The following is a 26,294-nucleotide window of genomic DNA, read 5'->3' as shown; positions in this document are numbered from 1 at the left end:
CTAACGCTCCTGGTTGTAGGTGCTGTCAGGACCGAAGCCCTGGCCGTTCGTTTCACTTCCTGCGGTGCGTCCCCGCTGCACACCCCGGCGCAGGTTGCTCAGCCTGCCCCGGACGTCCTCGGGAGCGCGGGAGACCTGTGGGCCTCCCTGCGGAGTCGACTCCGCGGCACCCTCGACCAGGTTGGCCTTGGGTACCCGCCGCGGCAGGCCGGAGGAGGTCACTCCGCCCGCCTTGGGCTTCCGAAGCTGCGAGGCCTGCTGCCACCGCTCGTCGTTCGCCGAGCGCCAGCCGTCACCGCCGTCGTTCTGCGGGGCGGGGGCCGGTGCCTCGCGGCGCACCTGCTGCGCGCCGCCGGGGGCGCCGCCCCCGGCGGAGCCACGGCGGGGAAGCCCCGCGTCGGTCAGCTGGTGGCCGGCCGTGGGAGCCGGTCCCGGACGGTCGAAGCCTACGTGGTCCCGCTGACCCGCGTCAGCGGCCTGCACAGATTCCGCTTCGGGAGCGTACTGGTCCTGGTAGCCGTTCTGGTAACCGTCCTGCTGCTGCCAGTCGGCCTGGTAGGACTGCTCTTCGAAGCCCGAGTAGTTCTCCGGGCCGGTGGCCTGGGCGCCGGACCGGTCGTCGTGCCCCGGCTCCGCATACTGCGGTTCCGGATAGCCGCCGACCGACGGGAAACCGTCGTTCTGCGACAGCCCGCCGTCCTGCGCGAAGTACGGCTCGTCGTACGACGGCTGCTGCTGCTCCTCGTACGCCTGCTGCTGACCGTAACCGGACTGCTCGGCGTAGCCGCCCTGGCCGTTGTCGTAGCCCTGGCCGTTGTCGAAGCCGTCCGTGCCGTACGCGGTCTCACCAGCGTTGTCCTGGCCGGGCTGCTGACCGTGGGTCTGCGCCTCCAGGGCCTGGCGGCGTCCCTCCCGGGTCAGGGAGCGGCCGACCGGGTCCAGGTCGCGGAGGTCGTCCGGGACCTGGGTGTAGGCGGTGTCGTCGAAGCCCAGCTCGGCGGCGGTGCGCATCGGCTGGCCGCCGAAGTCCTCGCCACCCTGGAACTGCTGCTCCGGGATGATCTGCGAGACGGTGAACTCCTCGCGGTCCACGGCGCCTTCGCCACCACCACCGTGCGTGATCGCGTCCGGCAGCATGACCAGCGAGGTGGTTCCGGCCTGCTCGCCCGACGGGCGCAGCTGGACACGGATGCCGTGCCGGTCGGACAGCCGGCCGACCACGAACAGACCCATGCGCTGCGAGATCGCGGCGTCCACGGTCGGCGGGTTGGCCAGCTTGTGGTTGATGTCCGCGAAGTCCTCGGCCGTCAGGCCGATGCCCTTGTCGTGGATCTCGATCATCACGCGGCCGTCCGGGAGACGGGTCGCGGTGACGCGCACCTTGGTCTGCGGCGAGGAGAACGTGGTGGCGTTCTCCAGCAGCTCGGCCAGCAGGTGCACGAGGTCGGTCACGGCACGGCCGTGGATCTCGGCCTCCGGCACACCGGAGATCTCGATGCGCTCGTACTGCTCCACCTCGGAGGAGGCGGCGCGCACCACGTCGACCAGCGGAACCGGCTGGTCCCAGCGGCGGCCGGGCTCCTCGCCGGCGAGGACCAGCAGGTTCTCGCCGTTGCGGCGCATACGGGTGGCCAGGTGGTCCAGGCGGAACAGGTTCTCCAGCTGGTCCGGGTCGGCCTCGTTGTTCTCCAGGTCGGTGATGAGGGTCAGCTGGCCCTCGATCAGCGACTGGTTGCGGCGCGAGAGGTTGGTGAAGATCGCGTTGATGTTGCCCCGCAGCAGCGCCTGCTCGGAGGCGAGCCGCACCGCCTCGCGGTGGACCTGGTCGAAGGCGCGGGCGACCTCGCCGATCTCGTCGGTGGACGCGATCGGGATGGGCGCGACACGGGTGTCGACCCGGCCCGGGTCGGTGCGGGAGAGCTGGTCGACCAGCATCGGCAGACGCTGCTCGGCGATGCCGAAGGCGGCGTTGCGCAGCTGGCGCATCGAGCGGCTCATCTGGCGGGCCACCATGGCGGCCAGGATGAACGCGGCGAGCAGCGCGATCACGACGGCGGCGCCGATGATGAACGCGTCGGTCCGGGCGTCGTCGGCGATGTCCGAGGCCTCCGCCACCGCGGCGTCCGCGAGGTCCGACTCGATCGTCCGGTAGGCGTCGTACTTGAGGGTGTTGACCGCCCACCAGTTCGCCTGGGTGACGCCGAGTGCGGCGATGGCGTCCCGGTCGGCCTGGGCGGTCGTCTTCAGACCCGCGACGGCCGCGACCATCTTCGTCGGGTCGGACGGCGGCGCCTTGTAGTTCGGGTCCTGCGCGGAGGCGTCCTTGGCCTGTGCGGCGGCGTCGGTCAGCACCTGCTTCTCGGCCGCTTCCAGCTTGTCCGCGTCGGCCTCGGTGCCACCGCCGATGTACTCCTCCCGAGCGATCCGCTCCAGGTAGGCGTACGAGGACAGCGAGACCCGCTGGGTGGCGAAGTCACCGGTGCCGGGGCCCGGCTTGACCAGGAGGTGCATACCGATGGACCGCTCCAGCGACAGCGCGGCCTTGGTCAGCGAGATGGCGTAGACGGTACGGCCGTAGCTGGTGATGTTGCCGGTGCCCAGACCGAGCTCGTTGGCGAACTCCATCAGCGGGTGGGCGACGGCGACGTAGCCCTCCTCGGTGTCCACGCCCTTCAGGCGGGAGGTGTACGCGGCCTGGCGCAGCGCGTCGAGCTTGGGCTCCACCTTGCGGAACAGCTCCAGGCGGCGTTCGAGGCCGGCCTTGGCGGGCATGTTCTGGGCGGCCTCGTCGAACGCGTCGGCGGCCTCGTCGGTCGCCTTGCGGGCGGCGATCACATCCGCGTCGTCCGCGCCCTTGCCCTGGAGCAGGGGAGCGGCGGTGGTGTCGCGCTCCTTGTAGAGCGCGTCGGCGTAGGTGAGGGAGGCCCGCACCAGACGCGCGGTGTTCTTCGCGTCCTCGGCCTCCTGCCAGGTGTCGATCGAGCTCTTCACCTGGAAGCCGCCCATGACCAGGCCGACCACCACGGGTATGAGCAGGATCGCGTTCAGCCGGGTCGCCACCCGCCAGTTGCGCGGGGAGAAACGGCCGCCGCTCGGAGCGGGTGCGGCCGTCGGCTCCGAACCGGGCACGACGGGGGCGGACGCCGCTCCGCGCGGCGGCGGGGTGAAGTTGCCCCGGGCGGGCGGCTCGGGACCGTTCTTGCTTCGCCTCACTCGACCAACAACCTCTCGGCGGTCGGCACCTACGTCGTGCCGCAGTGTCTCAGAGCCCGGTTCGCCATCGACCGATGAGTACGGCTTTGACTATTGGGCAGTTCAGGCATTCCAGCACGTGGACCAGTGCTCTTCCAAACATGGGAAAGCGGGGATTCCCCGTGATGTAAGCCGCAGATAAAACGGTCATAAAGAGCGAGCCCCGTCAAAAGACGGGGCCTTCGTGCGCACAGCGACACCAGCCGACCGCGACGCGTGGCGGCCCCGGCGGATTCCTCTGCCGAAACGTTATGAACACCGGAGCCGACCGTGTCAAAGGCCACAGTCGGCTTCGGTGTCCATGCCGGAACTCCCACGGCGAACGCCGTCGGCCCCCGCGTGCCGGTGCTACTTCAGCCGCGCCATGAGCGCGTGCTCGACCAGCGTGATCAGCGCGGACTTGGCATCCGCGCGGTGGCGGGCGTCCGTGGTGATGATCGGGGTGTCGGGTCCGATCTGGAGCGCCTCGCGGACCTCCTCCGGCTGGTACGGCTGATGGCCGTCGAAGCCGTTGAGGGCGACCACGAACGGCAGACCGCTGTTCTCGAAGTAGTCCACCGCGGGGAAGCAGTCGGCGAGACGCCGGGTGTCCACGAGCACCACCGCGCCGATGGCGCCGCGCACCAGGTCGTCCCACATGAACCAGAAGCGATCCTGGCCCGGTGTGCCGAACAGGTACAGGATCAGGTCCTGGTCCAGCGTGATACGGCCGAAGTCCATGGCCACCGTGGTGGTGGTCTTGTCCCCGGTGTGGGTGAGGTCGTCGATGCCCGCCGAAGCAGACGTCATGACGGCCTCCGTGCGCAGCGGGTTGATCTCCGAGACGGCGCCGACGAACGTGGTCTTGCCCACGCCGAAGCCACCTGCCACCACGATCTTCGCGGACGTGGTGGAACGCCCCGGAGCAACCGCGCCGCTAGAGCTTGCGAAGTCCACTGAGCACCCTTTCGAGCAGTGTCACGTCCGGCGCACCGCCATTGTTCTCGTCGCCACCCGGCTGGTGGACGGCGACCAGTCCGGCCTCGGCGAGGTCCGCGACCAGGATTCGGGCCACACCCAGTGGCATGGCCAGGAGGGCCGACACCTCGGCGACCGACTTCACCTCGCGGCACAGATGGCAGATGCGCTGGTGCTCGGGAAGCAGCCCCATGAGCGCTGCCGGGTCGGCCGTGGTGCTGATCAGCGCCTCGAGGGCGAGTTGGTAGCGCGGCCGGGTCCGGCCGCCGGTCATCGCATAGGGACGCACCAGCGGCTGGTCGCCCTCGTCCCCGTACGGATCTGAGTACGGATCATGAGAGGCGGTGGGCGGGGTCATGAATCCTCCGGGCGGGACAGCAAGTCGGTCAGTCAAGCCGTCTGACGGGGGCCGGTGGGGGGATTGTGTCGGCCGGACGGTGATTTGGTGAGACGGGTGGATCTTGGGTCGGTCAGTGGAGCAGACTGCCTTGCAGTTCGGCGCGCAGGTCCGGGGTGAGCACCGCGCCCGCCCGGTCCACGAGAAGGGCCATCTCGTAGCCGACGAGGCCGATGTCCGCCTCGGGGTGCGCCAGGACGGCCAGTGACGAGCCGTCCGAGATGGACATGAGGAAGAGGAATCCTCGCTCCATCTCGACGACGGTCTGCGCCACGCTGCCGCCCTCGAAGATCCGGGAGGCCCCGGCCGTGAGCGAGGTGAGTCCGGACGCGACGGCCGCCAGCTGGTCGGCACGGTCGCGCGGGAAGCCCTCGGACATGGCCAGCAGGAGACCGTCGGCGGACACGACGACGGTGTGGGACACCCCGGGGGTGTTGTCCACGAAGTTGGTGATCAACCAGTTGAGGTTCTGTGCAGCCTGGCTCATCGGGCTCAACTAACGCTCCTGCGGGTGAGTGGGGCTCGGGAAGCTACCCGTCTGGCCCGAACCGGCCTGACGGCCCTGTGCGATACCCCGACGGAGGTTGGTCAGCCGGCCGCGCACGTCCTGGGGAGCACGCGAGACCTGCGGACCACTCTGATTCGGTTGCTGCTGAGCCGTGCCCGGGACGAGGTTCGCCCGGGGCACCCGGCGCGGCAGGCCGGAAGTGGTGACCCCGCCCGCGGCGGGCTGCCGTACGCGCTCCGCCTGCTTCACGAGGTCGTCGTTCGGCGAGCTGCGCCAGGCCGCCGAGGCCGCGCGCTGCGGTCCGGTCGGGGCCTGCGGCTGCTGCGGGGCCGGGGCGGGCGCGGAGCCGTTGCTCTGCGGCCGCTCCTGCCGGGCCTGCGGGGCCGGCTGAGCCTGCTGGCCCTGCGGCTGGCCCGGCTGGCCCTGCTGGCCGTGGAACCAGTTGGTCTCCAGCGTGTCGTACAGCGGCGTACGGCCGTCACCGGGGCCGGGCGCCGGCGGCAGCGCCTCCGGCTCCGGACGTCCCTGCCGCGGCTGCGGACGCTGCGGACCACGCTGGGCACCGAAGTCGTTCTGCGGCCGGTCGAACCGGCCCTGGGCGTTCTGGCGGGTGTCGGGCAGCGCGTGCTGCCCGGTGCCCGAGCCGTCCTGCGCGGGCATCCCGAACTGGCCGGTTGAGCCGTTGTCGTAGCCCTGCTGCGCCGGGAACTGGCCGGTTGAGCCGTTGTCGTAGCCCTGCTGCGCCGGGAACTGGCCGGTTGAGCCGTTGTCGTAGCCCTGCTGCGCCGGGAACTGGCCCGTGGAGCCGTTGTCGTAGCCCTGCGGGGCGGCGAACTGGCCGGTGGAGCCGTTGTCGTAGCTCTGCGCGGCCGGGAACTGGCCCGTGTTGCCGTACTGGTCGGGGCGGGCGAACTGGCCCGTCTGCTGCTGGTTGTTCGCGCCCTGGCGGCCGAAGTCACCGCCGCCGGAGGGGAGCTGCTGCTCCTCGGCGCGCGGGATCGCCGGCATCTCCGCCGTGGCACCGGGGCCCTGGCGGTCGTCGATCCGCGGCATCCGGGACGTCTGCGAGACGTCCGGCTCCTCGTGGCCGCGCGGGGCGTCGGGCAAGGCACGTCCCACCGGCGGCTGCGCGTTCTCGTCGCTCCAGCTGGGCACGCGGGGCTGCGCGTTGCCGCCCGGCAGCTCGGGGCGCGGGCCGCCGCGCGGCGGCAGCTGCGGCTGCTGACCGCGCCGGCCGCGCTCGCCGCCCGTGTTCTGGCCGGCGTTCTGGCGCTGGGCGGCCCTCCCGCCACGGGAGTCCTGACCCTGCGCACCGCCCTGGCCCGCGGACTGCGGATGCTGCGGAGCACCGCCCTGGCCGGCGGACTGGAAGCCCTGCGGGGCACCCGCCCCGGCCGGAGCCGGACGGCCCTGCTGGGGAGCCTGGCCCTGCGGCCCGCGCGCGCCACCCGGCGCACCCTGGCCACCGGGACCGCCCTGGCCGCCGGGACCACCCGGGCGACCGCCCGCGTCCCGGCCCGGCAGTGCGGCGCGCGGACCCTGACCGGCCCCGAGCAGCCCACCGCCGCCCGCACCGGCACCCAGGGCACCGGCGTTGCCGCCGCCGCCGAGCGCGCCACCGTTCTGGCGGCGGGCCGCGGCGGCACCCGCGGCGGCCTGCGCGGCGGCCGGACCGCCGGAGCCGACGGCGCCCTGGCCCTGCTTGGGCTGCGGCTTCTTGCCGCCCTGGGCGACGTCGACGGGAAGCATGACCAGCGCGGTCGTACCGCCGGAGTCCGACGGGCGCAGCTGGATGCGGATGCCGTGCCGCTGGGACAGCCGGCCGACCACGAACAGACCCATGCGGCGGGAGACCGACACGTCCACGGTGGGAGGCGAGGCGAGCCGCTCGTTGATCGCGGCCAGGTCCTCCGGGGACAGGCCGATACCGGTGTCGTGGATCTCGATCAGCACCCGGCCGTCGGGCAGGGCGTGACCGGTGACCTTGACCTTGGTCTGCGGCGAGGAGAACGAGGTGGCGTTCTCCAGCAGCTCGGCGAGCAGGTGCACGAGGTCGTTGACGACCCGGCCGGCGACCTGCGTCGTCGGCACCGCGGCCAGCTCGATGCGCTCGTACTGCTCCACCTCGGACGCGGCGGCACGCAGCACGTCGACCAGCGGAACCGGACGGGTCCAGCGCCGGCCGGGCTCCTCACCCGCGAGGACCAGGAGGTTCTCACCGTTACGGCGCATACGCGTGGCGAGGTGGTCCAGCTTGAACAGCGAGGCCAGCTGGTCCGGGTCCGCCTCGCGGGACTCCAGCTCGGAGATCAGCGACAGCTGGCGCTGGATCAGACCCTGGGAGCGGCGCGAGAGGTTGGTGAACATCGCGTTGACGTTGCCCCGCAGCAGGGCCTGCTCGGCGGCGAGGCGGACCGCCTCGCGGTGCACGTCGTCGAAGGCCGCGGCCACTCGGCCGATCTCGTCCCGGGAGTGCACACCGACCGACTCCACGGACGTGTCGACGTCCTGCGGGTCGGACTCGGACAGCTGCTTGACCAGCTCGGGCAGGCGCTCGGCGGCGACCTTGGTCGCGGTGTCCTCCAGCCGGCGCAGCGAGCGGATCATGGAGCGGGCCACCACGAAGGCGCCGACCAGCGACACACCGAGCACGAGCAGGATCAGCGCACCGGAGATGATCGCTTCCTGCTCCGACTCGCTGCGCAGCTCGCGGGCCTTCTGCTCCATCTCCTCGAGCAGCGAGCGCTCGATCTTCTTCATCTGCTCGATCTTCGCCGAGCTGTCGTCCACCCAGTCCTGGTACGACCGCTTGTCCAGGCCGTCCAGACCCTCGGCCCGGCCGAACGCGCGGGACGCGTACAGGTCGGTGGCCTCGATGGTGGCGTTGTTCTCTTCGATCGGCCGCAGCAGCTCGGCGGCGTTCTCGTCGCCGTAGATGCTGCGGAAGCTGCTGATGTCCGACTTCTGGCTCTGCAGCGCCGACTCCGCGTAGAGGCGGTCGTTCGCGGACAGGTTGCCGTACGTCGTCTTGTTCGCGGGCAGCGCCGCCGCGAGGATCGCGCGCTGGATGGAGGCGTACTCCTTGGCGGAGGAGAAGGCCGCCAGGGCACGCGTGCGCTGGATCATCTCGGGGTTGCTGGTCGCCTCGGCCATGTCCTGCGAGAGGTCGAGCAGGTGCTCGATCAGTCGGTGGTAGGCCTCGACGGTCTGCATGTTGTTGTTCTTGGCCTCGTAGGCCGTGCTGCGGACCTTGTTGAGCGTCATCAGGTCGCGCGCCAGACCGACGACGCTGTCCCGGACGCCCTGGAGGTTGCCGTCCCGGCTGGCGCTGTCGATCTCCTCGGAGGAGTCGAGGAAGGCCTTCAGGGCCCGGTCGGTCTTGTCCCGGTAGCCCTTGACGGTGATGGCGCTGGAGGTCGAGCCGTGCGCCAGCGGACCGGCCGACTTGTCACGCTCCTCCTGGAGCGCGGCGGCCAGCTCGGTGGCCTGCTTGGTCATGTCCGTCAGCAGCTTCATGTTGTCGAGCTGCTGCATGTCGTCCATGGACTGGCTGATACGCAGCGCGCCCAGCGAGGTCGCCGCGACCACGGGGAGGGTCAGCAGCGCGACCAGGCGGGTGGAGATCCGCCAGTTGCGCAGGGCTATTCGCGGACCGGGGCCGGTCGGGCCCTGCGGCTTGGCCGCGGAACCGGGGCTCGCCGGGCCCGTGGGCGCGGACGTGCCGGGGCGCCCGGAGCGCGCACCGCCGTCACCGGACGGGCTCTGGCCCTGGGCGTGCTGGGGCGAGGAGCTGCCGGCCATGGGGCCAGTCCCGCCGTGCGGCTCCGGCTCCGCCGAAGCGCTGCCATCCCTCTTGAAACGTCCCTGCACTAGCGTCGCAACCTCTGGACCAGGCGTCCCTCCGCGAACGGAAGGACGGTGTCGGCGTCGTCGGGGACGCCCTGAATACGTCCCCGGGTGGTCGTGAGTGACCGGCGCTGGCTCCCCCTTCTCGCCGCCACTCGGCGCGGTGTCGCGCCCGGTGCGCCGGCTCGTTCCTGCGGCGGTCCGTGGAATTCCAGCACAGTGCCGGATCTCCAACAAGGTCCGTTGGTCAGGCTGTGACCTCCGTGACAGCACGTGAGGTCCGGGTTACCAGGTGTAGAGCGACCTCCGCCTTATAACGGACATATGCCTACGAGCCGCCGAGGTGCGCCCGGTGTCCCAGTCGCCATGATCAGGAGCGGAATGATGGGTTCAGGTGCGTGATGTCCGTTTCGTGGGCATGGGCCGCGGGCCTGAATTGACCGGTTTGTGCACTACTTCGTGAGCAAACTCACACGCAGATCATGAGACCTTCCGCCCTTTGACGGGAATCCGCATGTTTAGCCTGACGCTTTACAGGAGTCACCGTTCTGACAACCCTCAAGGACACCCGTGAAGACGACGACGATGTTCCTCAAGATCGCTAACCCGCGGCGCACGACGCTGGCGCACCTGAAGGACGCCGGCGAACTGCAGACCCCGGCGCAGCCGGAGCACCCCGTCGAGCTCCCCGCCCAGACCGCCAACCCCAAGCGTACGGTCCTGATGGAGGTCCCCGTGGGCGCCTCCGTCGCGGAGTAGTACCCCACGGCGAGGAGGGCTCACACCTCCACCGGGTCGACCAGGGCGCCTCGCGCGGCAATGCGCGAGGCGCCCGCCCTTTGCCGCGTTAGCCTGGAGCGTCAGACTCCCGCCAGCTCAGTCAAGGGGCAAAGCATCCCGTGCGCATCGCCAGGTTCTCCATCGACGGGAACGTCGCCTTCGGCGCGGTCGAGGGCGACAAGCCGGACGAGCTCGTCCTCGACATCATCAAGGGCATCCCGTTCGCGGACTTCGAGCTCTCCGGCACCAAGGTGCCGCTGAACAAGGTCAGGCTGCTGCCGCCGGTGCTCCCCAACAAGGTCGTGGCCTTCGGCCGCAACTACGCGGAGCACGCCAAGGAACTCGGCAACGAGGTCCCCGACGCCCCGTTCGCCTTCTTCAAGCCGTCCACCTCGGTGATCGGCCCCGGCGACGCCATCCAGTACCCCTCCTTCTCCGAGGAACTGCACCACGAGGCCGAGCTGGCCGTCGTCATCGGCCGGATGTGCCGCGAAGTCCCCCGGGAGCGCGTCAAGGACGTCGTCCTCGGCTACACCTGCGCCCTCGACGTCACCGCGCGCGACGTCCAGCGCCGCGAGAAGCAGTGGGCCCGGGCCAAGGGCTTCGACACCTCCTGCCCGCTCGGCCCCTGGATCGAGACGGACCTCGACCCGTCCGACCTCACCATCCAGCTCACGGTCAACGGCCTCCAGCGCCAGCTCGGCCGCACCAGCGAGATGATCCACTCCGTCGAGGACCTGATCGTCAACATCAGCGAGGCCATGACGCTGCTCCCCGGCGATGTGATCCTCACCGGCACCCCGGCAGGGGTCGGCCCCCTGAACGTCGGCGACGAGGTCGCCGTCACCATCGAAGGCATCGGCACTCTCACCAACAAGGTTGTCAAGCGTGGCTAGCGCATCCGGCTCTCCTGTACGCGTCCGTTTCTGCCCGTCGCCGACCGGTAACCCGCACGTGGGTCTGGTCCGCACCGCCCTGTTCAACTGGGCGTTCGCCCGGCACCACGGCGGCACCCTGGTCTTCCGCATCGAGGACACCGACGCGGCCCGTGACTCGGAGGAGTCGTACCGGCAGCTGCTCGACTCGATGCGCTGGCTGGGCTTCGACTGGGACGAGGGTCCCGAGGTCGGCGGCCCGCACGCGCCGTACCGCCAGTCGCAGCGCATGGACCTCTACAAGGACGTCGCCGCCAAGCTCCTCGACGCCGGCCACGCCTACCACTGCTACTGCTCCCAGGAGGAGCTGGACAGCCGCCGCGAGGCCGCCCGCGCCGCCGGCAAGCCGTCCGGCTACGACGGCCACTGCCGCGAGCTCGACGACGCCCAGGTCGAGGCGTACCGCGCCCAGGGCCGCGAGCCGATCGTCCGCTTCCGGATGCCGGACGAGACCATCACCTTCACGGACCTGGTCCGCGGCGAGCTGACCTTCACCCCGGAGAACGTCCCGGACTACGGCATCGTCCGCGCCAACGGCGCCCCGCTGTACACCCTGGTGAACCCGGTCGACGACGCCCTGATGGAGATCACCCACGTCCTGCGCGGCGAGGACCTGCTCTCCTCCACCCCGCGCCAGATCGCCCTGTACAAGGCGCTGATCGAGCTGGGCATCGCCAAGGGCGTCCCGCACTTCGGCCACCTGCCGTACGTCATGGGCGAGGGCAACAAGAAGCTCTCCAAGCGCGACCCGCAGTCGTCGCTGAACCTCTACCGCGAGCGCGGCTTCCTGCCCGAGGGCCTGCTCAACTACCTGTCGCTGCTCGGCTGGTCGCTCTCCGCCGACCAGGACATCTTCACGATGGACGAGATGGTCGCGGCGTTCGACGTCAAGGACGTCAACCCCAACCCGGCCCGCTTCGACCTGAAGAAGTGCGAGTCGATCAACGGCGACCACATCCGCCTGCTGGACGTGAAGGAGTTCACCGAGCGCTGCCGCCCCTGGCTGAAGGCGCCCTTCGCCACCTGGGCGCCGGAGGACTTCGACGAGGCCCAGTGGCAGGCGATCGCCCCGCACGCCCAGACCCGCCTCAAGGTGCTCTCCGAGATCACGGAGAACGTCGACTTCCTCTTCCTCCCCGAGCCGGTCCTCGACGAGGCGAGCTGGACCAAGGCGATGAAGGAGGGCAGCGACGCGCTGCTGCGGACGGCCCGCGAGAAGCTGGAGGCCGCCGACTGGAGCTCCGCCGAGTCGCTGAAGGAGGCCGTCCTGGCGGCCGGCGAGGCGCACGGCCTCAAGCTCGGCAAGGCCCAGGCCCCGGTCCGTGTCGCCGTCACCGGCCGCACCGTCGGCCTGCCGCTCTTCGAGTCCCTGGAGATCCTGGGCAAGGAGCGGACGCTGGCCCGCGTCGACGCAGCCCTGGCCCGACTGGCCGCGTAAGGACGCGACGACAGAGCCACGCGCGACGGGAGGGGCGGTACCCGGCATTTCCGGGTACCGCCCCTTCGTCATCCCCCGGACACGGTGCGCGCTCGCGCGTTACCGTCGGCTCATGAGCATTCGCGCCGTGGTCTGGGACGTGGACGACACCCTCTTCGACTACACCAGCGCGGACCGCGAGGGCATGCGCGCCCATCTGGCCGCCGAGGGCCTGCTGGCCGGCTGGGACGGCCCCGAACAGGCCCTCGTGCACTGGCGGGAGGTCACCGACCGTCAGTGGGCGCGGTTCGCGGCGGGGGAGTGCTCCTTCGAGGGCCAGCGCCGGGACCGGGTGCGGGTGTTCCTGGACCGGCCGCTGACCGACGCCGAGGCCGACGCCTGGTTCGAGCGTTATCTCGCTCGCTACGAGGCCGCCTGGGCCCTGTTCCCCGACGTCGTGCCCGTCCTCGACGCCCTCGCCGCCAGCCACCGCCACGCGGTGCTCTCCAACTCCAGCCTCTTCGTCCAGGACCGCAAACTGCGGGTGCTCGGTGTCCACCACCGCTTCGAGACCATCCTGTGCGCGGCGGAGCTCGGCGTCTCCAAGCCCCAGGCCGCCGCGTTCCTCGCCGCCTGCGAGGCCCTGTCCCTGCCTCCGCACCAGGTGGCGTACGTCGGTGATCACCCGGAGATCGACGGCCGCGGCGCCGCCGACGCCGGGCTGCTGTCGGTCTGGATCGACCGCGTGGGCGGCTCCGTGACCGTGACGGCGCCGCCCGGACCGCACCGGATCGCGTCCCTCTCCGAACTCCCCGCGCTGCTCGGCGCGGATACCCGTTTTGGAGCCCCGTCCACCTTCGGGTAATGTTCTTTCTGCGCCGCCGGGGAGCGGGCCGAAAGGCCGGGTCCCGGAGGAGCAAGCTAGAACAAGATCCCCGCACGGGGCTTGCGTTCCAGTGGCCTATGGTGTAATTGGCAGCACGACTGATTCTGGTTCAGTTAGTCTTGGTTCGAGTCCAGGTAGGCCAGCTCGCAGAGCTCATCTGCAAAGCCCCCGTTGTGTAGCGGCCTAGCACGCTGCCCTCTCAAGGCAGTAGCGCCGGTTCGAATCCGGTCGGGGGTACTGATCCTTCCCGCGAAGGCAACCGGGTCGCTCCCGTTGCCATCGATGCAGGATCGCTAGGGCCCCCGTTGTGTAGCGGCCTAGCACGCCGCCCTCTCAAGGCGGTAGCGCCGGTTCGAATCCGGTCGGGGGTACTGACTGGTCTAAACCATCATTGGTCTATGGTGTAATTGGCAGCACGACTGATTCTGGTTCAGTTAGTCTTGGTTCGAGTCCAGGTAGACCAGCTCGGACCTGCGGAAACGCAGAGTCCACGCCCCCGTTGTGTAGCGGCCTAGCACGCCGCCCTCTCAAGGCGGTAGCGCCGGTTCGAATCCGGTCGGGGGTACCAGTCCCAAGGGGCCTCCGCTTCGGCGGAGGCCCCTTCGGCGTGGCGTGTTCAGACGATGCCGTAGCGCCGCGCGGACTCCTCCTCCTGCGCCAGGCGGTGCAGAGCCCGCAGCACCGGCTCGAAGAGCACCGCCGCCGCGACCGCCGTCTCCACCCGCTCCGCCTCCGAACCATGGCTCTCCAGCCGGTCCAGATCCCGCCGCGCCACCTCGTGCATCAACTCGGCGTACGGCGCCATGACTTCCGCGTCCCAGGCGTACCCGAGCCGGTTCAGGGTGGCCACCGCGACGACCAGCGAGCGATGGACGGGGGAGAGGGCGCCGATCTCCCGGGCGCTCTCCCAGCCGAGGGTCCGCAGCAGCCGGTCCACCTCCTCACGGGCGGCGGCCACCGCCGGGTCCGCCTCGTCCGGCTCCGGGCCCTGCGGCAGCGCCCACAGGGCCGCGCCCAGGCGGATCGTGCGGCCCAGGGAGTCGTCGTCGACGTGGCCCAGGATCTCCTTGGCGTTCGCCACCGGGATCCGGCCCACCTGGATCAGCGCGCGCACCAGGCGCAGCCGGCGCAGATGGTCCTCGTCGTACTCGGCGGTCGTCGCGTTGATCTGGCGGCCGGGCGGCAACAGGCCTTCGCGCAGGTAGTACTTGATCGTCGCGGTGGACACGCCACTGCGCTTGCTGAGTTCGGCGAGCCGCATCTCTTGTGCTCCTTCTTGGATAACGGCACTATCCAAGCACGGGAAGGGGGATGTGATGTTCGGGAAGAAGGTCACGGCCGGACGGACCACCGCGGACGCCGAGGGCGATGTCGTGGTGCTGCTGATCGGGATGCGGATCAACCACTTCTGGGCGGTGCGCCACTGGGTGCCGGTGTTCCTGGCGATGCCGCGGATGCTGCGGGAACTGCTCGCGCGGCCGGAGCGCGGGCTGCTCGGGCATGTGCTGCTGACGGCGTCGCCGCGGACGTACTACGTCGTGCAGTACTGGGAGTCCAAGGAGAAGCTCTACGCCTACGCGCACTCGCCCGAGATGTTCCATCACCGCGCGTGGGCGATCATCAACCGCAAGGAGCGGGCCGGGAAGGCGCGGCAGCACGTCGGACTGTGGCACGAGGCCTATGTGGTGCCGCAGGGCTCCTACGAGGCGATCTACGCGGACATGCCGGCGTTCGGGCTGGCCGCGGCGCACGGGCAGGTACCGGTCGCCGCGCGCGGACGCTCCGCCAAGGAGCGGTTCGCCTACCGGCCGGGCTCGGGAGTGGAGGCCTAGGCCTTCCTGAAAGGTCTCCAGGGTCCGGCTCCGGTCACCGTGCCGTCGGGAAAGGCTGCCGCGGCGTTGAGGCCGCCTTTTCCCGAGGGCTGCGAGAGGTGCGGGATCAGCCCGTGCGGCGCAGGGCCTCGGAGAGGCGGGCGGCGGCGTCGATGACGGCCTGGGCGTGCATACGGCCCGGGTGGCGGGTCAGGCGCTCGATCGGGCCGGAGACGGACACCGCGGCCACCACGCGGTTCGACGGGCCGCGCACGGGCGCGGAGACGGACGCGACGCCCGGCTCGCGCTCGCCGATCGACTGGGCCCAGCCGCGGCGCCTGACGCCCGAGAGCGCCGTCGCCGTGAAACGGGCGCCCTGCAGGCCGCGGTGCAGCCGCTCCGGCTCCTCCCAGGCCATGAGGATCTGCGCCGAGGAGCCCGCCTTCATGGTGAGCGTCGAGCCGACCGGGACGGTGTCCCGCAGGCCGGACAGGCGCTCCGCCGCGGCGACGCAGATGCGCATGTCGCCCTGGCGGCGGTAGAGCTGCGCGCTCTCGCCCGTGACGTCCCGGAGGTGGGTGAGCACCGGGCCGGCGGTGGCGAGCAGGCGGTCCTCGCCCGCCGCCGCGGCCAGCTCGGCTAGCCGCGGGCCGAGGATGAAACGGCCCTGCATGTCGCGCGCCACCATGCGGTGGTGTTCCAAGGCCACGGCCAGGCGGTGGGCCGTGGGTCGTGCCAGTCCGGTGGCCGCGACCAGACCCGCGAGGGTGGCCGGACCGGACTCCAGAGCGCTCAGGACGAGGGCCGCCTTGTCCAGAACGCCGACGCCGCTACTGTTGTCCATGCAACGATACTTGCGTCTCACTCTGTGAAACGCAAGTTCAATTTTCCGTGGAACACGCCACTCTGGATGTCACGAAGGCACAGCGGCCCGTGTGAGGTACGGGCCTGGCGGCGGACGCCCGGAACCAGGGGCGCGGGCGCTGCTTCCTCACGGATCTCTAGTTGGGTCGGCGCACCTTTGCCGGCCGGAGGGAAAGCGATGGGTAGGACACTCGCGGAGAAGGTCTGGGACGACCATGTCGTCCGGCGCGCCGAGGGCGAGCCCGACCTCCTCTACATCGATCTGCACCTGCTGCACGAGGTGACCAGCCCGCAGGCCTTCGACGGCCTCCGCAAGAGCGGCCGTAAGGTGCGCCGCCTCGACCTCACCATCGCGACCGAGGATCACAACACCCCGACCCTCGACATCGACAAGCCGATCGCCGACCCGGTCTCCCGCGTCCAGCTGGAGACCCTGCGCAAGAACGCCGCCGAGTTCGGCGTCCGGCTGCACCCGCTGGGCGACGTCGAGCAGGGCGTCGTGCACGTCGTCGGCCCGCAGCTGGGTCTGACCCAGCCCGGCACCACCGTGGTCTGCGGCGACTCGCACACCTCCACGCACGGCGCCTTCGGGGCGCTGGCGTTCGGCATCGGCACCTCGCAGGTCGAGCATGTGCTGGCCACCCAGACGCTGCCGATGACCCGCCCGAAGACCATGGCGATCACGGTCGACGGCGAGCTGCCCGAGGGCGTCACCGCCAAGGACCTGATCCTGGCGATCATCGCGCGGATCGGCACCGGCGGCGGCCAGGGCTACGTCCTGGAGTACCGCGGCTCCGCCATCGAGAAGCTCTCGATGGAGGCCCGGATGACCATCTGCAACATGTCGATCGAGGCCGGTGCCCGCGCGGGCATGATCGCCCCCGACGAGACCACGTTCGCCTACCTCAAGGGCCGTCCGCACGCCCCCGAGGGCGCCGACTGGGACGCCGCGGTCGAGTACTGGAAGACGCTGCGCACCGACGACGACGCCGAGTTCGACGCCGAGGTCGTCATCGACGCCGCCGCGCTGTCACCGTTCGTCACCTGGGGCACCAACCCGGGCCAGGGCGCCCCGCTTTCGGCGTCCGTCCCCGACCCGGCTTCGTACGAGGACGCCTCGGAGCGCCTCGCCGCCGAAAAGGCCCTGGAGTACATGGGGTTGGAGGCCGGTCAGCCGCTGCGCTCCATCAAGGTGGACACCGTCTTCGTAGGCTCCTGCACCAACGGCCGCATCGAGGACCTGCGCAACGCCGCCGAACTGCTGCGCGGCCGCAAAATCGCCGACGGGGTACGGATGCTGGTCGTCCCGGGCTCCGCACGGGTGGGTCTGCAGGCCGTCTCCGAGGGCCTGGACGTGGTCTTCAAGGAGGCCGGCGCCGAATGGCGGCACGCGGGCTGCTCGATGTGCCTCGGCATGAACCCGGACCAGCTGGCCCCGGGCGAGCGCTCCGCCTCCACCTCCAACCGCAACTTCGAGGGCAGGCAGGGCAAGGGCGGCCGTACGCATCTGGTGTCGCCGCAGGTCGCGGCCGCGACCGCCGTCCTGGGACACCTGGCCTCCCCGGCCGACCTGTCCGACGCCGAGACCCGTACGCCCGCTGGAGTCTGATCAGTCATGGAAGCATTCACCACCCACACCGGCCGGGCCGTCCCGCTGCGCCGCAGCAACGTCGACACCGACCAGATCATCCCCGCCCACTGGCTCAAGAAGGTCACGCGGGACGGATTCGAGGACGGGCTGTTCGAGGCCTGGCGCAAGGATCCGGAGTTCGTGCTCAACCGTCCCGAGCGCCAGGGCGCCACGGTGCTGGTCGCCGGCCCCGACTTCGGCACCGGCTCCTCCCGTGAGCACGCCGTCTGGGCGCTGCAGAACTACGGCTTCAAGACGGTGATCTCGTCCCGCTTCGCCGACATCTTCCGCGGCAACTCGCTCAAGAACGGCCTGCTCACGGTGGTTCTGGAGCAGAAGATCGTGGACGCGCTGTGGGAGCTCACGGAGAAGGACCCCACCGCTGAGATCACCGTGGACCTGGAGACCCGCCAGGTGCGCGCCGAGGGCATCACCGCCCCCTTCGAGCTGGACGAGAACTCCCGCTGGCGGCTGCTGAACGGGCTGGACGACATCTCCATCACCCTCCGCAACGAGGAGGACATCGAGGCCTACGAGGCGAAGCGCCCCGCGTACAAGCCGCGGACGCTCCAGGTCTGACCCGCGCCCCGGCCCGGCCCGCACGGACGGCCCGCGAAGGTCGAGTTTCGGCCACCCGAACACCCCGGCTGTACCCCCGATCGGCCCGATCGGGGGTACAGCCGTTTTCGTACCCGGACGGCCGCAGGGGCGCCTCGCGGGCGCCTCAACTTCCCACGTTAGAGCGGTTGTTGCCGGGGTACGCGGGCTCTGGCGGCGCGGTCGCGGCGGGCGCCCGAAGGGCCGTTCGCGGCGGCAGTTGCACCCCGAGCAGGCGACAACTCGCCCCAGATGGCACAATCTGTGCATGGAACGTGACGGCCAACTCGAGCTCTATACGGCGGTCGCGAACCGGCTCAAGGAAGCGCACGCAAGAGTGCGCGCACTGCAAGTCCCGGAGGGCGTACGGATGGCGCTGACCCGGAAGCTGCTGGTCATCACGGCCGCGGCCAAGCACGATCTCGCCGACGCGGCAAGGCGTCTGGAGCGGTTCACGGCCGATCTCGACGAGGGGCGAATCCCCGAAGAGGAAGCCTGAACAAGTCCGGTACCGCCGAGTCTGTTGCGGCACAAGGGTGATTAGCCCGTTTCGTGTTTGATTTGCGGTATATATCTGCCTAACGTGCGAAAAAGCTTGAACACTTTCGTTCTGGCGATGTCTCCGAAGGGGAAGACGTGAACAAGGCGCAGCTCGTAGAAGCGATTGCCGACAAGATGGGCGGCCGCCAGCAGGCCGCCGATGCCGTCGACCATGTGCTGGACGCCATCGTCCGCGCGGTCGTCGCAGGTGAGCGGGTCTCTGTCACCGGCTTCGGTTCCTTCGAGAAGGTCGACCGCCCGGCCCGTTACGCCCGGAACCCGCAGACGGGCGAGCGGGTTCGGGTCAAGAAGACCTCGGTGCCGCGCTTCCGGGCGGGACAGGGCTTCAAGGACCTGGTCAGCGGCTCGAAGAAGCTGCCGCGCGGCGGCGAGGTCGCCGTCAAGAAGGCCCCCAAGGGCAGCCTGACCGGCGGCGCTTCGGCGACCGTGAAGAAGGCCGCCGCCAAGAAGACCACCGCCAAGAAGGCGACGCCGGCGAAGAAGACCACCACCGCCGCCGCCAAGAAGACCACGGCCGCCGCGAAGAAGACGACGGCCACGGCCAAGAAGGCCACCACGAAGAAGGCGACGCCGGCGAAGAAGGCCACGACCACGACGGCCAAGACCGCCGCCCCCGCCAAGAAGGCCACCGCCACGAAGTCGACGGCCGCCGCCAAGAAGGCTCCGGCGAAGAAGGCCACGGCCAAGAAGGCCCCCGCCAAGAAGTCGTCGGCCCGCAAGACCACGACCGCCAAGAAGGCCACCGCCCGCAAGAAGTAAGGGCAGGCACAGGGCACTCACGCGCCGGGCCGGACTCCCTCGGGAGCCCGGCCCGCGGCGTGTGCACAGGCCCCGCGCACACGATCTGAGCAGGGCTTTTCCAAGAGTTGAAGAGGCTCAGAGGGTCTGCAGCGTCACCAGCGTGATCCGGCGGGCCTCGCCCTCGCCCTCCGTCTCGATCCGCACCCGCTGGCCGGGCCGCAGCAGCCGCAGCCCGCCGGCGTCGAACGCGGCGCTGTCGAAGGGGACGGGCGTGCCGTCGTCCAGCAGCACCTGTCCGCTGCGGGTGTCGACGTCGTACGTGTATGCGGTCGCCTGCATGACGGCAGCCTACTGCCCGGGAATCAGCAGGCGCGCGGCCATCGCCGCCGTACGGGGACCCACGCCCAGCGCGAGCGCCGCGCGCAGGTCGGCGCCGGTGTCGACGTCCTGGCGTACCGAATCCACTCCCGCCGGTCCGAGTTCCAGTGCGCCGGACGCACGATGGCGGGCCCGGGAATCCCTGCCGAAGGCCGGACACAATTCCCGGCCGGGAGCGGCGGCCAGCAGGGTCGTCCCGATATTCGCGGCATCCGGCAGGAAAGCCCGCGGGAATTCCGCGGCCGCGTCCAGTACCAGGGCCAATTCCGACGGGCGCAGCGCCGGGAGATCCGCGTTGAGGGCGGCCACGGCGCTTTCGGGGCGCAGGGCGCGCACGGTCGCCGCCGCGTGCTCCAGCGCGGTGTTCAGACCGCCCTCCGGCTCGTCCGCGACGATCCGGGCGCCCAGCGCGGACAGCTCCCGGCCGGCCAGCGGGTCGCCCGTGACGACGGCCACATCGCGCACCGCGGGGCTGGCCAGCGCCGCGGCCACGGTGTCCTGCGCGAAGGCGAGGGCGAGACCCGGGCGCAGCCCGTCGGCGGCGGTGTCCGCGAGCCTGCTCTTCGCCCGCGCCAAGGGCTTCAGGGGTATCACCAAGGTCCACTGCACCGGCGTTCCGTCCCTCTCTTGTCACGGACATTGTCCCCCGGCCCAGCGGGCGGCCGGGTGCTCGGGGCGTACGGTGTTCTCGACAGACCGACGGCCTGGGGCGACACTTGTGCGGCCCCCGGGCCGGGTGGCAGCCCTAGAGGCCTAGAGGAAGGTGTCCGCGTGCCCCGCCGCAGAATCGGCTTCTGGTACCGCTTCGCCGCGGTGATCTGCAAACCGCCGCTGGTGGTTCTGCTCAAGCGGGACTGGCGTGGAATGGAGCACATTCCGGCCGAGGGCGGATTTATCACCGTGGTGAACCACAATTCGCACGTCGATCCCTTCGCCTACGCGCACTTTCAGTACAACACCGGACGTGTTCCGCGATTCCTGGCGAAGAGCGGCCTTTTCAAGAAGGGATTCGTCGGCGCCGCGATGCGCGGCACCGGACAGATCCCCGTGTACCGCGAGAGCACGGACGCGCTCAGTGCCTTCCGGGCCGCGATCGACGCCGTGGAGCGCGGTGAATGCGTCGCCTTCTATCCCGAGGGCACCCTCACCCGCGACCCGGACGGCTGGCCCATGACCGGCAAGACCGGCGCAGCCCGGGTCGCCCTGAGCACCAAGTGCCCGGTGATCCCGGTCGCCCAGTGGGGCTGCAACGAACTGCTGCCGCCGTACGCCAAGAAGCCCCGTCTGCTGCCGCGCAAGACCAGCCGGGTGCTGGCCGGCCCGCCCGTGGACCTCTCGCGGTTCTACGACAAGGAGATGACCGCGGACGTCCTCAAGGAGGCGACCGAGGTCATCATGGCCGCGATCACCCGCCAGCTGGAGGGGATCCGCGGCGAGAAGGCGCCCGAGACGCCGTACGACCCCAAGCGCGAGCGCATCGAGCAGCGGCGCCGCACCCAGGCACAGGCACAGGCCCGTGCCCAGGCACAGGCGCAGACGCGGAGCGGGGCGCGGAACGAGGCGTCGACCGAGGTGCCGGCCGAGGGGCAGGCGCAGGGCAGGGCGGCCGGCCGGGGCGGCCGGGAAGCGGCCGGGCACTCCGGCCGGGAAGAGGGGCAGGGCACGTGAGCAAGCCGGTCAAGGCGGCGGTCTTCAGCGCCGGTTCGTGGGGCACGGCCTTCGGCATGGTGCTCGCCGACGCGGGCTGCGAGGTCACCCTGTGGGCGCGCCGCGAGGAGGTCGCCGAGGCGATCAACTCCACCCGCACCAACCCCGACTACCTGCCCGGCTTCGAACTCCCGGAGAACCTGCGGGCCACCACCGACCCCGCCGAGGCCGCGGCCGGGGCCGATTTCACCGTGCTCTCCATCCCGTCCCAGACGCTGCGCGGCAACCTCGCCGCCTGGGTGCCGCTGCTGGCCCCGGACACCGTCCTGGTGTCGCTGATGAAGGGCGTCGAACTCGGCACCGCCATGCGGATGAGCGAGGTCATCGACGACGTGGCCAAGGTCGGCCAGGACCGCATCGCCGTGGTCACCGGGCCCAACCTGGCCCGCGAGATCGCCGCGCGGATGCCGGCCGCGTCCGTGGTCGCCTGCACCGACGAGGCCGTCGCCCGGCGGCTCCAGGCCGCCTGCCACACGCCGTACTTCCGCCCGTACACCAACACCGACGTGGCCGGCTGCGAACTCGGCGGCGCGGTCAAGAACGTGATCGGGCTGGCCGTCGGCATCGCGGACGGCATGGGACTCGGCGACAACGCCAAGGGCTCGCTCATCACCCGCGGTCTCGCCGAGACCACCCGGCTGGGCCTCGCCATGGGCGCCGACCCGCTGACCTTCTCCGGACTCGCCGGCCTGGGCGACCTGGTGGCGACCTGCTCCTCGCCGCTGTCCCGGAACCACACCTTCGGCACCAACCTCGGCAAGGGCATGACCCTTCAGGAGACCATCGCGGTCACCCGGCAGACCGCCGAGGGCGTCAAGTCCTGCCAGTCGGTGCTGGATCTGGCCCGCCGGCACGGCGTCGACATGCCGATCACCGAGACGGTCGTCGGAATCGTCCACGAGGGCAAGCCGCCGGTGGTCGCCCTCAAGGAGCTGATGTCGCGCAGCGCGAAGCCGGAACGACGCTGAGCGAACCCGCGGGGTGGACGCTGTCTCCCGGCCCTGCCTCCGGGTACTCTCATCGCGATATGAGCACCGAGAACCTCCCCCAGAGCCCCGAGCAGCAGCCGACCCGCAAGCCGCGGGTGGCCGTGGTCTGTGGCGGCCGCAGCTCCGAACACGGGATCTCCGTGGTGACGGCCGGCGCCGTCCTCAAGGCCATCGACCGGACCAAGTACGAGGTCCTGCCGATCGGTATCACCCGCGACGGCCGCTGGGCGCTCACCGCCGACGAGCCCGAGCGGATGGCGATCACCGACCGCCGTACGCCCAGCGTCGAGGAGCTCGCCGAGTCCGGCGAGGGCGGTGTGGTGCTCCCGGTCGACCCGAACAACCGCGAAGTCGTCTACAGCGAGCCGGGTTCGGTGCCCAAGGCGCTGGGCGAGGTCGACGTGGTCTTCCCGGTGCTGCACGGCCCGTACGGCGAGGACGGCACGCTCCAGGGCCTCTTGGAGCTGTCCGGGGTGCCGTACGTGGGTTCGGGTGTGCTCTCCTCGGCCGTCGGCCAGGACAAGGAGTACATGAAGCGGGTCTTCGAGTCGTTCGGGCTGAAGGTGGGCCCGTACCTGGTGATCCGGCCGCGTGAGTGGGAGCAGGACCAGGCCGGTGCCCGGCGGCGGATCGCCGACTTCGCGGGTGCGCACGGCTGGCCGCTGTTCGTGAAGCCCGCGCGTGCCGGTTCGTCGATCGGCATCACCAAGGTCGAGGACTTCTCCGGCCTGGACGAGGCGATCGCCGAGGCCCGCCGCCACGACCCGAAGATCCTCGTGGAGGCCGCGGTGCGCGGTCGCGAGATCGAGTGCGGTGTGCTGGAGTTCGAGGACGGCCCGCGCGCCTCCGTGCCCGCCGAGATCCCGCCGCCGGACACCCACGCGTACTACGACTTCGACGCCAAGTACATCGACTCCACGCCCGGCATCGTGCCGGCCCCGCTGACCGAGGAGCAGACCGCCGAGGTGCGGCGGCTCGCGGTGGAGGCCTTCGAGGCCGCCTCCTGCGAGGGCCTGGTCCGCGCGGACTTCTTCCTCGACGAGGACGGCGAGTTCGTGATCAACGAGATCAACACGATGCCCGGCTTCACGCCCATCTCGATGTACCCGCAGATGTGGCAGGCCACCGGGATCGGCTACCCGGAGCTGGTGGACCGGCTGATCCAGGCGGCACTGCGCAGGTCCACGGGCCTTCGCTGACCCTCCACCCCGACAGCGGTCGGTCGGCGGTTCACTGCGGGATCGCCGACTTCACCGCCGGTGCCAGGTCGATCAGCACCGCCGAGCCGTCCACGCCCTCCGGCACGTTCACCTCGACATAGGCCGGCCGGTTCGCGGTCGTGAACCGAAAGCCGTCGCCCGCCTTCTCCTGGAGCCAGTCGACCCCGTCGACCCCGCCCGGCACGGCGTCCGGGTCCCGCCCCTCCGCGACCTCGGGGTCGATCATCTTCGGCGGCCGGGGGACACCGCAGCGCAGTATGATCTCCGGGTTTCCCCAGCCCGCGGTCAGCGTGGACGGCGGCTCGGGATCCTCGCGACTCAGACCGGCCACCTTTTCGGGCAGCGCCTTGTCCAGCTTCCGGCACAGCTCGGTCACCGTCGCGTCCGGGCTGGGAACCGCCGCCGACGCGCTGTCGTCTGCTGAGGAGCAGCCCGCGGTGGCGATCAGCAGGGCGAGCGCGGGCAGGCCGATGAGCCGGTGACGGAAAGAGTTCACCGGCACAGGGTAGACGGGGGCTACAGATGGACCACCGGGCAGGTCAGGGTGCGGGTGATGCCGTCCACCTGCTGCACCTTGGCGACCACCATGCGGCCCAGATCGTCGACGGTGTCGGCCTGCGCGCGCACGATGACGTCGTACGGACCTGTCACGTCCTCGGCCTGGATCACCCCAGGGATCTTGCTGATCGTCTCGGCGACGGTCGACGCTTTGCCGACCTCCGTCTGGATCAGGATGTACGCCTGTACCACGGAACCTCCAGGGCGGCCACGAGGATCATGTGGGGAAAAGGAACGCCACGGTATCGCGTCGCCGCTCGCCGCGGGGAGACCTGCGGGAACCGGGCCGGGCGCGCCGGGGTGCAGGCATGACAGAGGTTGACGCTCAGAGGGACCGCGCCTGCGGTCACTTCGACCGTATCGAGGACACTGATGACGCGCGACCGGGCATGCACAGGGACAGAGAAGGGGCGTAAGGGCAATGAAGGGCACTGTTGGTGAGCTCGGTGAGTTCGGGCTCATCAGGGAGCTCACCTCCCGTCTCACCACCACCCCGGCGGTCCGGGTCGGCCCCGGCGACGACGCCGCGGTGGTCGCCGCTCCCGACCGCAGGGTCGTGGCCAGCACCGACATCCTCGTCGAGGGGCGGCACTTCCGCCGCGACTGGTCCACGGCGTACGACGTGGGCCGCAAGGCCGCCGCGCAGAACCTCGCGGACATCGCCGCCATGGGCGCCGTGCCGACCGCGCTGCTGCTCGGCCTGGTGGTGCCCGCGGAACTGCCGGTGACCTGGCCGAGCGAGCTGATGGACGGGCTGCGCGACGAGTGCCAGGTGGCGGGTGCCGCCGTGGTCGGCGGCGACGTCGTACGCGGTGACACCATCACCGTGTCGATCACCGCGCTCGGCGATCTGCGCAACCAGGAGCCGGTGACCCGGGCCGGCGCCCAGCCCGGCGACCTGGTCGCGGTGACCGGCTGGCTCGGCTGGTCGGCGGCCGGGTACGCGGTGCTCTCCCGCGGCTTCCGCTCGCCGCGCGCCTTCGTCGAGGCGCACCGGCGCCCCGAACCGCCGTACCACGCGGGTCCGGCCGCGGCCGGGCTCGGCGCGACCGCGATGTGCGACGTCAGCGACGGACTGATCGCCGACCTCGGGCACATCGCGGAGGCCAGCAAGGTCCGCATCGACATCCGCTCCGGCGCGATCGACATCCCGTCCCAGATGAACGACATCGGGCAGGCCGTCGGCGTGGACCCGCTGCAATGGGTGCTGACCGGGGGAGAGGACCACGCGATCGTGGCGACCTTCCCGCCGGACGTGAAGCTGCCCGCCCGCTGGAAGGTCATCGGCGAGGTGCTCAACCCCTCGGCGCTGCCGCAGGTCACCGTGGACGGTGCGCCCTGGACCAGCAAGGGCGGCTGGGACCACTTCGGGGACATGGAGTCATGAGCGGCGCGGGTGCTCCACCGCGGGTGCTGACGGTCGCCGGGTCCGACTCCGGCGGGGGCGCCGGCATCCAGGCCGACCTGAAGACCATGCTGGCGCTCGGGGTGCACGGCATGAGCGTGCTCACCGCGGTGACCGCGCAGAACTCCCTGGGCGTGCAGGGCGCCTGGGAACTGCCGGTGGAGGCGGTGCGGGCGCAGTACCGCAGTGTGGTGGACGACATAGGCGTCCAGGCGGTCAAGACCGGCATGCTCGCCTCGGCGGAACTGGTCGAGGCGGTCGCCGACTTGATCGCCGGGACGGACGCGCCGGCCGTCGTGGACCCGGTCGGGGTCTCCAAGCACGGGGACCCGCTGCTGGCGTCCTCCGCGCTGGATTCCGTACGGAGGAGACTGCTGCCGGTGGCGACCGTCGCCACGCCGAACCTCGACGAGGTCCGGCAGCTCACCGGCCTCGTGGTCGAGTCGCGGGACCGGATGAGGGGGGCCGCGGAGGCCGTCCTGGAGTACGGTCCGCGCTGGGTGGTGATCAAGGGCGGTCATCTGTCCGGCGAGGCCGTGGACCTGCTCACCGACGGCTCCGAGGAGCACTGGCTGCGGGCGCCCCGGCACGACAACCGCCACACCCACGGCACCGGCTGCACCCTCGCCTCCGCGATCGCCTCGCACCTCGCCCTGGGGCGGACCGTGCCGGAGGCGGTGACGGCGGCCAAGGAGTACGTCACTGGCGCGATCGCCGCGGGGTTCGCCCTCGGCGGCGGCATCGGGCCGGTGGACCACGGCTGGGCCCTGAAGGCGCCGCGCGGCTAGACCGCAGCCGAGACCGCAGCCGAGACCGAGACCGGGACCGGGACCTAGACCGGGTCCGGGTCCGATC

At 70.9% G+C, this 26,294-nt stretch carries 25 protein-coding genes and 5 tRNA genes; 19 read left to right on the top strand and 11 right to left on the bottom strand.

Annotated features, from left to right (window positions below; all coding sequences use genetic code 11):
• From ABT232_RS07780 to ABT232_RS07760, 5 genes are all read right to left on the bottom strand, one after another.
• Positions 1–3,213, bottom strand: coding sequence for a sensor histidine kinase (locus ABT232_RS07780; protein WP_351837328.1), 3,213 nt, complete (start codon positions 3,211–3,213; stop codon positions 1–3).
• 387 nt (positions 3,214–3,600) lie between these two features.
• Positions 3,601–4,188 (bottom strand): GTP-binding protein, encoded by a 588-nt coding sequence (locus tag ABT232_RS07775; protein ID WP_351837326.1) that lies wholly within the window; start codon positions 4,186–4,188, stop codon positions 3,601–3,603.
• Entirely contained in the window at positions 4,169–4,567 is a 399-nt protein-coding gene (locus tag ABT232_RS07770) for a DUF742 domain-containing protein (RefSeq protein WP_351837323.1), read from the bottom strand. Before ABT232_RS07770 ends, ABT232_RS07775 begins: the two co-directional genes overlap by 20 nt.
• Positions 4,568–4,679: 112 nt before the next feature.
• Positions 4,680–5,093: a roadblock/LC7 domain-containing protein gene (locus ABT232_RS07765; protein WP_190018698.1), complete on the bottom strand. Its 414-nt coding sequence runs from the start codon at positions 5,091–5,093 to the stop codon at positions 4,680–4,682.
• A gap of 9 nt (positions 5,094–5,102) precedes the next feature.
• The gene (locus tag ABT232_RS07760; RefSeq protein ID WP_351837321.1) at positions 5,103–8,984 is read right to left on the bottom strand and encodes a nitrate- and nitrite sensing domain-containing protein; all 3,882 of its coding nucleotides are present in this window, start codon (positions 8,982–8,984) and stop codon (positions 5,103–5,105) included.
• A 546-nt stretch (positions 8,985–9,530) separates the two neighbouring features.
• On the opposite strand from ABT232_RS07760, the gene ABT232_RS07755 reads away from it, so the two are divergent.
• The 9 genes from ABT232_RS07755 (at position 9,531) to ABT232_RS07715 (ending at position 13,546) form a co-directional block, all read left to right on the top strand.
• Positions 9,531–9,719 carry a hypothetical protein gene (locus tag ABT232_RS07755; RefSeq protein WP_351837318.1) on the top strand — a complete coding sequence of 63 codons (189 nt, stop codon included), beginning with the start codon at positions 9,531–9,533 and terminating at the stop codon, positions 9,717–9,719.
• Positions 9,720–9,859: 140 nt separating this feature from the next.
• A complete protein-coding gene (locus tag ABT232_RS07750) occupies positions 9,860–10,636 on the top strand; it encodes a fumarylacetoacetate hydrolase family protein (RefSeq protein ID WP_351837316.1) in 777 nt (258 codons plus the stop codon).
• Entirely contained in the window at positions 10,629–12,113 is a 1,485-nt protein-coding gene (gene gltX / locus ABT232_RS07745) for a glutamate--tRNA ligase (protein ID WP_351837313.1), read from the top strand. The genes ABT232_RS07750 and gltX overlap by 8 nt, the downstream gene beginning before the upstream one ends.
• A gap of 112 nt (positions 12,114–12,225) precedes the next feature.
• Positions 12,226–12,957, top strand: coding sequence for an HAD family hydrolase (locus tag ABT232_RS07740; RefSeq protein WP_351837310.1), 732 nt, complete (start codon positions 12,226–12,228; stop codon positions 12,955–12,957).
• Between the two features lie 92 nt (positions 12,958–13,049).
• Positions 13,050–13,121 (top strand) — tRNA-Gln (locus tag ABT232_RS07735).
• 21 nt (positions 13,122–13,142) lie between these two features.
• Positions 13,143–13,215 (top strand) — tRNA-Glu (locus ABT232_RS07730).
• Between the two features lie 61 nt (positions 13,216–13,276).
• Positions 13,277–13,349, top strand: a tRNA-Glu gene (locus ABT232_RS07725).
• 21 nt (positions 13,350–13,370) lie between these two features.
• Positions 13,371–13,442, top strand: a tRNA-Gln gene (locus ABT232_RS07720).
• 28 nt (positions 13,443–13,470) lie between these two features.
• Positions 13,471–13,546 (top strand) — tRNA-Glu (locus ABT232_RS07715).
• 48 nt (positions 13,547–13,594) lie between these two features.
• On the opposite strand, the gene ABT232_RS07710 is transcribed toward ABT232_RS07715, so the two are convergent.
• On the bottom strand, positions 13,595–14,239 hold the full coding sequence (locus ABT232_RS07710; RefSeq protein ID WP_351837307.1) for a MerR family transcriptional regulator: 645 nt from the start codon (positions 14,237–14,239) through the stop codon (positions 13,595–13,597).
• A 55-nt stretch (positions 14,240–14,294) separates the two neighbouring features.
• Here ABT232_RS07710 and ABT232_RS07705 point away from each other — a divergent pair, with 55 nt between their 5' ends.
• Positions 14,295–14,810, top strand: a complete 516-nt coding sequence (locus tag ABT232_RS07705; RefSeq protein ID WP_351837304.1) for a DUF4188 domain-containing protein — start codon at positions 14,295–14,297, stop codon at positions 14,808–14,810.
• Between the two features lie 106 nt (positions 14,811–14,916).
• On the opposite strand, the gene ndgR is transcribed toward ABT232_RS07705, so the two are convergent.
• Entirely contained in the window at positions 14,917–15,633 is a 717-nt protein-coding gene (gene ndgR, locus ABT232_RS07700; protein WP_015036427.1) for an IclR family transcriptional regulator NdgR, read from the bottom strand.
• A gap of 198 nt (positions 15,634–15,831) precedes the next feature.
• Between ndgR and leuC the strand changes: the two genes are divergently transcribed.
• From leuC to ABT232_RS07680, 4 genes are all read left to right on the top strand, one after another.
• Positions 15,832–17,262: a 3-isopropylmalate dehydratase large subunit gene (gene leuC / locus ABT232_RS07695; RefSeq protein ID WP_351837301.1), complete on the top strand. Its 1,431-nt coding sequence runs from the start codon at positions 15,832–15,834 to the stop codon at positions 17,260–17,262.
• Between the two features lie 6 nt (positions 17,263–17,268).
• Positions 17,269–17,862: a 3-isopropylmalate dehydratase small subunit gene (gene leuD / locus ABT232_RS07690; RefSeq protein WP_351837298.1), complete on the top strand. Its 594-nt coding sequence runs from the start codon at positions 17,269–17,271 to the stop codon at positions 17,860–17,862.
• A 286-nt stretch (positions 17,863–18,148) separates the two neighbouring features.
• The gene (locus tag ABT232_RS07685; RefSeq protein WP_351837295.1) at positions 18,149–18,379 is read left to right on the top strand and encodes an SCO5555 family protein; all 231 of its coding nucleotides are present in this window, start codon (positions 18,149–18,151) and stop codon (positions 18,377–18,379) included.
• 137 nt (positions 18,380–18,516) lie between these two features.
• Complete coding sequence (locus tag ABT232_RS07680; protein ID WP_351837294.1) at positions 18,517–19,200, top strand: HU family DNA-binding protein; 684 nt, start codon at positions 18,517–18,519, stop codon at positions 19,198–19,200.
• A gap of 117 nt (positions 19,201–19,317) precedes the next feature.
• Here the strand turns inward: ABT232_RS07680 and ABT232_RS07675 are convergent, their stop codons facing one another.
• Together ABT232_RS07675 and cofC are read right to left on the bottom strand one after the other, a co-directional pair.
• A complete protein-coding gene (locus tag ABT232_RS07675; RefSeq protein WP_351837292.1) occupies positions 19,318–19,521 on the bottom strand; it encodes a hypothetical protein in 204 nt (67 codons plus the stop codon).
• A 9-nt stretch (positions 19,522–19,530) separates the two neighbouring features.
• Positions 19,531–20,169, bottom strand: a complete 639-nt coding sequence (gene cofC / locus ABT232_RS07670; RefSeq protein ID WP_351837290.1) for a 2-phospho-L-lactate guanylyltransferase — start codon at positions 20,167–20,169, stop codon at positions 19,531–19,533.
• A gap of 162 nt (positions 20,170–20,331) precedes the next feature.
• Here cofC and ABT232_RS07665 point away from each other — a divergent pair, with 162 nt between their 5' ends.
• From ABT232_RS07665 to ABT232_RS07655, 3 genes are read left to right on the top strand one after another with little or no spacing between them, the layout of a single operon-like run.
• On the top strand, positions 20,332–21,228 hold the full coding sequence (locus tag ABT232_RS07665; protein WP_351837287.1) for a lysophospholipid acyltransferase family protein: 897 nt from the start codon (positions 20,332–20,334) through the stop codon (positions 21,226–21,228).
• Positions 21,225–22,235, top strand: coding sequence for an NAD(P)H-dependent glycerol-3-phosphate dehydrogenase (locus ABT232_RS07660; RefSeq protein WP_351837285.1), 1,011 nt, complete (start codon positions 21,225–21,227; stop codon positions 22,233–22,235). Before ABT232_RS07665 ends, ABT232_RS07660 begins: the two co-directional genes overlap by 4 nt.
• Positions 22,236–22,294: 59 nt before the next feature.
• On the top strand, positions 22,295–23,455 hold the full coding sequence (locus ABT232_RS07655; RefSeq protein ID WP_351837282.1) for a D-alanine--D-alanine ligase family protein: 1,161 nt from the start codon (positions 22,295–22,297) through the stop codon (positions 23,453–23,455).
• Between the two features lie 31 nt (positions 23,456–23,486).
• On the opposite strand, the gene ABT232_RS07650 is transcribed toward ABT232_RS07655, so the two are convergent.
• Both ABT232_RS07650 and ABT232_RS07645 read right to left on the bottom strand, forming a co-directional pair.
• The gene (locus ABT232_RS07650) at positions 23,487–23,972 is read right to left on the bottom strand and encodes a DUF3515 domain-containing protein (RefSeq protein ID WP_351837279.1); all 486 of its coding nucleotides are present in this window, start codon (positions 23,970–23,972) and stop codon (positions 23,487–23,489) included.
• A 20-nt stretch (positions 23,973–23,992) separates the two neighbouring features.
• Positions 23,993–24,226 carry an Lrp/AsnC family transcriptional regulator gene (locus ABT232_RS07645; protein ID WP_003997603.1) on the bottom strand — a complete coding sequence of 78 codons (234 nt, stop codon included), beginning with the start codon at positions 24,224–24,226 and terminating at the stop codon, positions 23,993–23,995.
• A 229-nt stretch (positions 24,227–24,455) separates the two neighbouring features.
• Here ABT232_RS07645 and ABT232_RS07640 point away from each other — a divergent pair, with 229 nt between their 5' ends.
• Complete coding sequence (locus ABT232_RS07640; protein WP_351837277.1) at positions 24,456–25,421, top strand: thiamine-phosphate kinase; 966 nt, start codon at positions 24,456–24,458, stop codon at positions 25,419–25,421.
• Positions 25,418–26,227 (top strand): bifunctional hydroxymethylpyrimidine kinase/phosphomethylpyrimidine kinase, encoded by an 810-nt coding sequence (thiD, locus tag ABT232_RS07635; protein WP_351837275.1) that lies wholly within the window; start codon positions 25,418–25,420, stop codon positions 26,225–26,227. The genes ABT232_RS07640 and thiD overlap by 4 nt, the downstream gene beginning before the upstream one ends.
• The last annotated feature ends 67 nt before the right edge of the window (positions 26,228–26,294 follow it).

The organism is Streptomyces sp. NPDC001532, assembly GCF_040298625.1.
In the GTDB taxonomy this organism is placed as follows: domain Bacteria; phylum Actinomycetota; class Actinomycetes; order Streptomycetales; family Streptomycetaceae; genus Streptomyces.
Note: the sequence above shows the minus strand (reverse complement) of the source record. Positions and strands in the feature narration are given on the sequence as shown.